Below are 6750 nucleotides of genomic sequence, written 5' to 3' on the forward strand. Positions count from 1 at the left end.
GCGGGAGTGCCTGCCGTTCCGGGTACCAGCAGAACCCCTCAACGCCCCGACTACTCGCGCAGAGTCGTCAAGAAGGCAATACGGTCGCCGCGGTAGAGCGAGCGCACCCGCTCGATCGGCACGCCCTCCGGGTCGACGGACGTCCGGTGCAATAGAAGCATCGGCATCGAGGTGGTGGACTCGACGAGCGTCGCCTCACGCGGTGAGGCAAGTACCGTCTCGATCCGTTCGGTAGCGGAGGCGAAGACCACGCCGATGGAGCGGATGGCAGCGTACAGCGATGTCGTCGCATCGAAGGCGTCGAGCATCTCACCGAACCTGCTGTCCGGCAAGAACGTTGATTCGAGTCCGATCTTCTCGCCGTCGGCGAAGAGGACACGCTCGAGATGAACGACGGTGTCGCCCACCTCGATACCCAACTCAGTGGCGAGACCGTCGTCGGCCGACATTCGTTCGAAGGTCACGACTTCACGACTGGGCACTCGCCCAGCGCTCAGCGCGCCCTCGGTGTAGGAACGAAGCGAGAGGGGCTGCACCAATTTCGGACTCGCAACGACGGTGCCTCGCCCACGCCGCTCGATCCGTCCTTCGACGAGCAGATCGCGAAGCGCTTGACGGACCGTCTCACGAGCGACCGTGAACCGCGATGCCAGTTCCCGCTCCGACGGGACGGCATCACCTTCCGCGAGCCCACCGAGAATGGTCTCGATCTCGGTGCGGACGCGGTAGTACTTCAGCTCCGGCTCGATCACGACGCTCGAGGTCCCCGGCCCGGTGGACGTCTGCTGATTCATGGCGCAAGCGTACAAGAATTCGGTCTATACCAATTGTTAACCTGGAGTTCGTCTCGATTCCCCCTATTGGTCTAGACCAAACGTCACTATCTCTACATGCGAATTTTGATTGTGGGCGGAGGAATCCTCGGAACGGCGCACGCCGACGAGGCAATCCGCCGGGGACATGAGGTTGTTCATCTCGAACGCGAGCCGGAAGCCCGCGGTGCCACGGTACGGAACTTCGGACTCGTCTGGGTATCCGGGCGAGCTCCCAACGAACTCGAGACCGCGCTGCGCTCGCGCGAGTTGTGGGCAGACCTTGCCGCCCGTGTCCCCGGCGTCGGATACCGACCGGCGGGTTCGATCACCCTCATGCGCACCGAGGAGGAAGTCGCGGTCGCGCAGGAAGCGTTCTCTCCGCCGGACGCTCACAACAGAGGGTTCGCGCTCCTGGATCCCGACGCCGTTCGTGCCGTCAACCCAGCACTCCGAGGGAAGTTCCTGGGTGGACTGCACTGCAGCCTCGACGCTGCAGTCGAATCACGGCAAGCGCTCCCCGCCATCCGGTCGCATCTCGATGCCAGCGGCCGTTACACCTTCCATGCCGGAACAGAAGCTCGTGAGATCACGACGAACAGCACCGGCGTACACATCCGCGACGACCACGGTCGCAACTTCGACGCCGATCACGTGATCGTCTGCCCCGGAGCAACACTCGGCGGATTGGCTCGCGATCTCGCCGGAGATCTCCCCCTGCGCCGTGTGCGCCTACAGATGATGCAGACGGCCCCACTCGGCGAAAAGCTCACCACCGCAATCGCAGACGGCGACAGCTTCCGCTACTACCCCGGTTTCGCTGGATCTGCCCTCGATCACCTTCGCACCGTGCAGCCGCAGGAACCGACTGCCGAGGCGCACCGCATGCAGCTCCTGTGCGTGCAGCGCTTGCACGGCGGGCTGACCATCGGCGACACCCACGAGTACGAGGAACCCTTCGACTTCGACGTCGACGAGGCGCCGTATCGCCATCTGTCCGCAGTGGTGGAAACCCTTCTGGGACACGATCTTCCGCCCATCGTCAAGCGATGGGCGGGCGTCTACAGCCAGTGCCTCGACCCCTCACAACTGGTTCACCGCGCACAGGCCGCCGACAACGTCTGGGTGGTTGCCGGCCCCGGTGGCCGCGGTATGACGCTCGGCCCGGCACTGGCAGAACAAACCGCCGACCAGCTCGGTCTCTGAATCCTTCTGACAAGAAAGACTTCTCATGTCTCCCATCACCCTTGCCGTTCTCGACATGGCCGGCACCACCGTCGCCGACGACGGACTGGTTCTTCGCGCCTTCGCTGCCGCCGCTGAAGCCGGCGGACTGCCCGACGAAGGCCCGGAAGCCGATGCCGCTCGCCAGTACGTCCTCGACACGATGGGCCAGTCGAAGATCGTCGTGTTCCGCGCGATCTTCGGTGACGAAGACCGCGCCCAGGCCGCGAACGCCGCCTTCGAAACCACGTACGACTCCCTCATCGACCAGGGGCTCGCCGAGCCGATCCCCGGCGCGGAGAAGGCAATAACCAAACTCCGCGAGGCCGGCATCAAAGTTGCCTTGACCACCGGGTTCAGTCGATCGACGCAGGATAAACTCCTCGTCGCGCTCGGCTGGGAAACCCTCGCCGATCTCACCCTCTCCCCCGCCGAAGCCGGTCGCGGTCGCCCGTTCCCTGACTTGATTCTGACTGCGCTGCTCAAACTCTCGATCGACGACGTCCACCAGATCGCCGTACTCGGCGACACGTCCAACGACGTGCTCAGCGGCATTCGCTCCGGCGCAACCATCGTCGCCGGAACTCTGACCGGCGCTCACGACGAGCAACAACTGCGCGGCGCCGGTGCCACCCACATCGTCCCGTCCGTGACGGAGTTCGCCGAACTCCTCACCCACCCCTGATCTCACCTCCGAAAAAGGAATCGTCATGCGTCTACGCCCGAGCATCGCTGCGGCCGCTCTCGCCGTGTCCGTCCTTTCGTTCACCACAGCCTGCGGTGGAACCGGCACTGCCGCCGGATCAGATACCGAAACCGTCACCGTCTACAGCGCCGACGGCCTGTCCGGTTGGTACAAGGGCAGATTCGACGCCTTCACCGCGCAGACCGGCATCGCTGTCAACCTGGTGGAAGCCGGTTCCGGCGAGGTCGTCTCCCGCGTCGACAAGGAGCAGTCCAACCCACAGGCCGACGTCATCATCACCCTGCCGCCGTTCATTCAGAAGGCCGACGCGCAAGGTCTGCTCGAGCCCAGCGGAATCGACACCTCCGCCGTTCCGGCCGGCGAGAAGGACGACGCAGGCAAGTACGTACCCGTCGTCGAGAACTACCTCTCGTTCATTGCCAATCCGACTGCATCACCCGCCCCACAATCTTGGGACGACCTACTCACAGATCAGTTCGAGGGCAAGTTGCAGTACTCCACGCCCGGCCAGGCCGGCGACGGCACCGCGGTGCTCTTGCTGCTCCAGCACCTGATGGGTAAGGAAGGAGCACTCGACTACCTCGGAAAGCTCCAGGCAAACAACGTCGGCCCCTCGTCCTCGACCGGAAAGCTCCAGCCCAAGGTCAGCAACGGAGAGCTGCTGGTCGCCAACGGTGACGTCCAGATGAACCTCGCTTCGATCGCGGACGACGGATCGAAGTTCGACATCTTCTTCCCCGCCGGAGCCGACGGCACTCGCACCACCATTGCACTGCCCTACGTGATGGGGCTCGCCAAGAGCGCACCGAGCAGCGAAGAAGCGAAGAAGCTCATGGAATTCCTGCTCTCCGAAGAATCCCAGAAGACCGTCGCCACCGACGCACTCGGCGTATCGGTCCGCGAGGACGTCCGAAGCGCTACCGGTGAATCCACCGACAAGAACACGCCTTCCGGAGTTCTACAGGGCGTCAACGTGTGGACCCCGAACTGGAACGACGTCCTCAGCTCGCTCGACGCCGACATCGCCGCCTACCAGAAAGCCACCGGGAGCTGATCATGGCAAGAACCAGACTGGGGCGGACGCTCCCCGAGACCGTCGGTATTCACGGAGCGATCGAACATTCCGCTCCGGCCATCACCTTCGATCGCGTCAACGTCGCCTACGGCCGCGGAAAGACCGCAACCCACGCCCTCGTCGATTTCAATCTACGAGTCGCGCCGGGTGAAACTGTGGCACTGCTGGGGCCCAGTGGATCCGGCAAGTCGACCGCTTTGAAGGCCCTCGCGGGATTTGTCCGCCCCACGTCCGGTTCGGTCAAGCTCGGCACCCGAGACATCACCAATCTCCCTCCCGCACAAAGAGGAATCGGCGTCGTCGTTCAGTCGTACGCGCTCTTCCCACACATGAGGGTCTCCGAGAACGTGGCCTTCGGACTCCGAGCCCACCGTGTGCCGCGGTCGGAGATCGGCCCACGCGTGGCCGAAGCCCTCGACATGGTCGGGATGTCGGCGTACGGAAAGCGTCTGCCGCGTGAGCTTTCCGGCGGTCAACAGCAGCGGATTGCCATCGCTCGCGCGTTGGCTATTCGTCCCGGAGTACTCCTCCTCGACGAACCGCTGGCCGCCCTGGATGCTCAACTTCGCGAGAGCATGCTCGGCGAACTGGCGAGACTGCGTGCCGCACTACCTGACACAGCCATGCTCTACGTGACGCACGATCAGAGTGAAGCCCTGGCGCTCGCGGACCGAATCGCAGTGATGCGCAATGCCAGACTCGCGGACATCGACACCGCGGAGGCCTTGTGGAAGCGTCCGCCGTCCAGCTTCACGGCGGCCTTCCTCGGCGGCGCCAACCTGTTGCCCTGCACGGTCACTCGCGTCATCGGTACCTCCGCGTTGGTCTCGATCGGTGGCGCTCCGTTCACTGCTCACGCCCCTCAACCCGAGATCGGGCGCATCGAGTGGGAGTCCGACATGGATGCCTACCTGTGTGTTCGTCCGCACGCGGTAGTGGTGACCGGCGTCGGCGCACGAGGATCGTTCCCGGCACGCATCGTCTCGAGCGTCTGGCGTGGTTCGACGACGCGTCTGACACTGGCTGTCCGTGGCCTCGAAAACGTCCGCGTCGACGCGGATGTTGCAGGCCACGACGAACGACCGGTCGACACCGAGGTCGGCGTCGTCTTGCCCACGGACGGCAGCGTTCTGGTTCCGGCGGATCGCCGGCCATGACCACAACCTTGGAACGCCCCGAAACCGCTATGACCCAACACAAAGACCCGATTCCGTGGCGCCGGATCGGGTGGGCGCTACCGCCACTGCTTCTGGTGCTCGTGTTCGCGGTGTATCCCACCGCGCGGGTCCTCACGGAATCGCTGAGCACCGCAGACGGCACCGGTCTGTCCACGTGGTCTTCGGTGCTCGGATCGGAACTGTTCCGAACCGCGCTCTGGCGGACCATCCACATCGCCGTGGCGTCGACCCTGGGTTGCCTGGTCCTCGGCACTTTCCTCGCCTTGGTGCTTGCCTTCGTTCCATTCGCCGGATCCAAGGTGGTGGGGCGATTGATCGACACGGTGCTCGCGCTGCCGTCTTTCCTGATCACATTGGCGTTCACGTTCCTGTACGGCACGGCCGGCGCCGTCAACGCCTTGATCGTCCGCATCACCGGCGACGCGAATGGGCCCCTGAATTTCCTCAACACTCCCTTGGGTGTGATCGCGGCCGAAATCACCTTCTTCACGCCCTTTGTCGTGCGTCCACTTCTTGCGGCATTCACCCAGATTCCGCGTGAACAACTCGACGTCGCAGCCAGCCTCGGAGCGTCACCCGTACGAGTTCTGCGACAGGTGGTGATGCCGGAAGCGTGGCCGGCCCTCCTGGCCGGTGGATCGCTCGTACTTCTTTTGACACTCAACGAATTCGGCATCGTGCTCTTCACCGGAGCCAAAGACGTCGTAACTCTGCCGGTCCTCATCTACACCCGTGGCATCGTCACCTTCGACTTGCCAGGCGCGGCAGTGATCGCGACCGTCCAGGTCGCACTCTCACTCGGCTTGTACTGCCTCTACCGATTCACCTTCAACAGATTAATGGGAGGCAGCCATGCTGCTGTGGACACGAAGCTCTAGGGCTTTCGTTCTCGGATTCTTCGCCCTCGTCGTCGCGGTAGTTTTTGTCGCACCCATCGCCACCGTCGTCGCGGCTGCGCTGGCCGGATCGTGGACGGGGCCACTCCCGTCGAATCTCGGCGGCAAGAACTTCTCCACGGCGCTGTCCGACGAGAACTTCGCCAGTCTGACCGTCAGCTTGCAGACTGCGTTCATCTCGGGAGTATTGGCACTGATCGTCGGAACGTGGGCCGCGCTGGCCTCTCGTGAGGCACCGATGTGGCCGCGGCGCATCACCGATGCCGTATTCCATTTACCGATTGCGGTTCCGTCGGTCGCGATCGGCTTGGGTCTGCTCATCACCTTCAACGAGCGCCCACTACTGCTCGGCGGTACCAAGTGGATCGTGATTCTCGCTCACACGGTTTTGGTGCTTGCCTTTGCCTTCAGTTCCGTATCGGCCGCGCTCGAACGGCTCGATCCCGCCTACCGTCAAGCTGCCGAATCACTCGGCGCCGGCCCAGCGCGGGTGCTGACGCGGGTAACGCTACCGCTGCTGCTCCCAGCATTGGGTGCGGCCGCCGGGCTTTCTATCGCACTGTCGATGGGTGAGCTGGGCGCAACGGTCATGGTCTACCCGGCGACATGGAAGACCTTGCCGGTCAGTATCTTCGGACTCACCGACCGCGGCCAGGTATTTCTTGCCGCAGCAAATACGACACTGCTGCTCACAGTCACCCTGATCGCCCTCATGGTGGTCGGCAGAATCCGTCGGCGCTGACCTTGCTGTGGGGCGTTATTTAAACCCCCCGGGTGATAAAATGGCCCACCAAGGGGGTTTGCCAACCGCCAGAATTAAAGCAGAACCATTCCCCGCGGGGGGGTGGGGGGGTTAGGA

Annotated in this window: 7 protein-coding genes; 6 read left to right on the forward strand and 1 reads right to left on the reverse strand. The window is 63.7% G+C overall.

The features are described from left to right. Positions 1 to 50: 50 nt before the first annotated feature. Entirely contained in the window at positions 51 to 794 is a 744-nt protein-coding gene (locus ACFWAD_RS17095; protein WP_378545820.1) for a GntR family transcriptional regulator, read from the reverse strand. A 96-nt stretch (positions 795 to 890) separates the two neighbouring features. Here ACFWAD_RS17095 and ACFWAD_RS17100 point away from each other — a divergent pair, with 96 nt between their 5' ends. Genes ACFWAD_RS17100 through ACFWAD_RS17125 form a run of 6 tightly spaced genes read left to right on the forward strand, consistent with a single transcriptional unit; the run spans position 891 to position 6633 of the window. After that, complete coding sequence (locus ACFWAD_RS17100; RefSeq protein WP_378545823.1) at positions 891 to 2018, forward strand: TIGR03364 family FAD-dependent oxidoreductase; 1128 nt, start codon at positions 891 to 893, stop codon at positions 2016 to 2018. Positions 2019 to 2043: 25 nt separating this feature from the next. Continuing rightward, entirely contained in the window at positions 2044 to 2721 is a 678-nt protein-coding gene (locus ACFWAD_RS17105; RefSeq protein WP_378545826.1) for a phosphonatase-like hydrolase, read from the forward strand. A 25-nt stretch (positions 2722 to 2746) separates the two neighbouring features. After that, positions 2747 to 3796 carry a 2-aminoethylphosphonate ABC transporter substrate-binding protein gene (locus ACFWAD_RS17110; RefSeq protein ID WP_378545829.1) on the forward strand — a complete coding sequence of 350 codons (1050 nt, stop codon included), beginning with the start codon at positions 2747 to 2749 and terminating at the stop codon, positions 3794 to 3796. Positions 3797 to 3798: 2 nt separating this feature from the next. After that, positions 3799 to 4974 (forward strand): ABC transporter ATP-binding protein, encoded by a 1176-nt coding sequence (locus ACFWAD_RS17115; protein WP_378545832.1) that lies wholly within the window; start codon positions 3799 to 3801, stop codon positions 4972 to 4974. Further along, on the forward strand, positions 4971 to 5873 hold the full coding sequence (locus ACFWAD_RS17120) for a 2-aminoethylphosphonate ABC transporter permease subunit (protein WP_378545835.1): 903 nt from the start codon (positions 4971 to 4973) through the stop codon (positions 5871 to 5873). The genes ACFWAD_RS17115 and ACFWAD_RS17120 overlap by 4 nt, the downstream gene beginning before the upstream one ends. After that, positions 5848 to 6633: an ABC transporter permease gene (locus ACFWAD_RS17125; RefSeq protein ID WP_378545838.1), complete on the forward strand. Its 786-nt coding sequence runs from the start codon at positions 5848 to 5850 to the stop codon at positions 6631 to 6633. Before ACFWAD_RS17120 ends, ACFWAD_RS17125 begins: the two co-directional genes overlap by 26 nt. The last annotated feature ends 117 nt before the right edge of the window (positions 6634 to 6750 follow it).

Origin of the sequence: Rhodococcus sp. NPDC059969 (assembly GCF_042738325.1) — a bacterium.
In the GTDB taxonomy this organism is placed as follows: Bacteria; Actinomycetota; Actinomycetes; order Mycobacteriales; family Mycobacteriaceae; genus Rhodococcus_F.

What these genes read in the sequence shown, in the direction of transcription:
- ACFWAD_RS17095 (WP_378545820.1), bottom strand. Translation starts at nt 794, where the DNA reads ATGAATCAGCAGACGTCCACCGGGCCGGGGACCTCGAGCGTCGTGATC.
- ACFWAD_RS17100 (WP_378545823.1), top strand. Translation starts at nt 891, where the DNA reads ATGCGAATTTTGATTGTGGGCGGAGGAATCCTCGGAACGGCGCACGCC.
- ACFWAD_RS17105 (WP_378545826.1), top strand. Translation starts at nt 2,044, where the DNA reads ATGTCTCCCATCACCCTTGCCGTTCTCGACATGGCCGGCACCACCGTC.
- ACFWAD_RS17110 (WP_378545829.1), top strand. Translation starts at nt 2,747, where the DNA reads ATGCGTCTACGCCCGAGCATCGCTGCGGCCGCTCTCGCCGTGTCCGTC.
- ACFWAD_RS17115 (WP_378545832.1), top strand. Translation starts at nt 3,799, where the DNA reads ATGGCAAGAACCAGACTGGGGCGGACGCTCCCCGAGACCGTCGGTATT.
- ACFWAD_RS17120 (WP_378545835.1), top strand. Translation starts at nt 4,971, where the DNA reads ATGACCACAACCTTGGAACGCCCCGAAACCGCTATGACCCAACACAAA.
- ACFWAD_RS17125 (WP_378545838.1), top strand. Translation starts at nt 5,848, where the DNA reads ATGCTGCTGTGGACACGAAGCTCTAGGGCTTTCGTTCTCGGATTCTTC.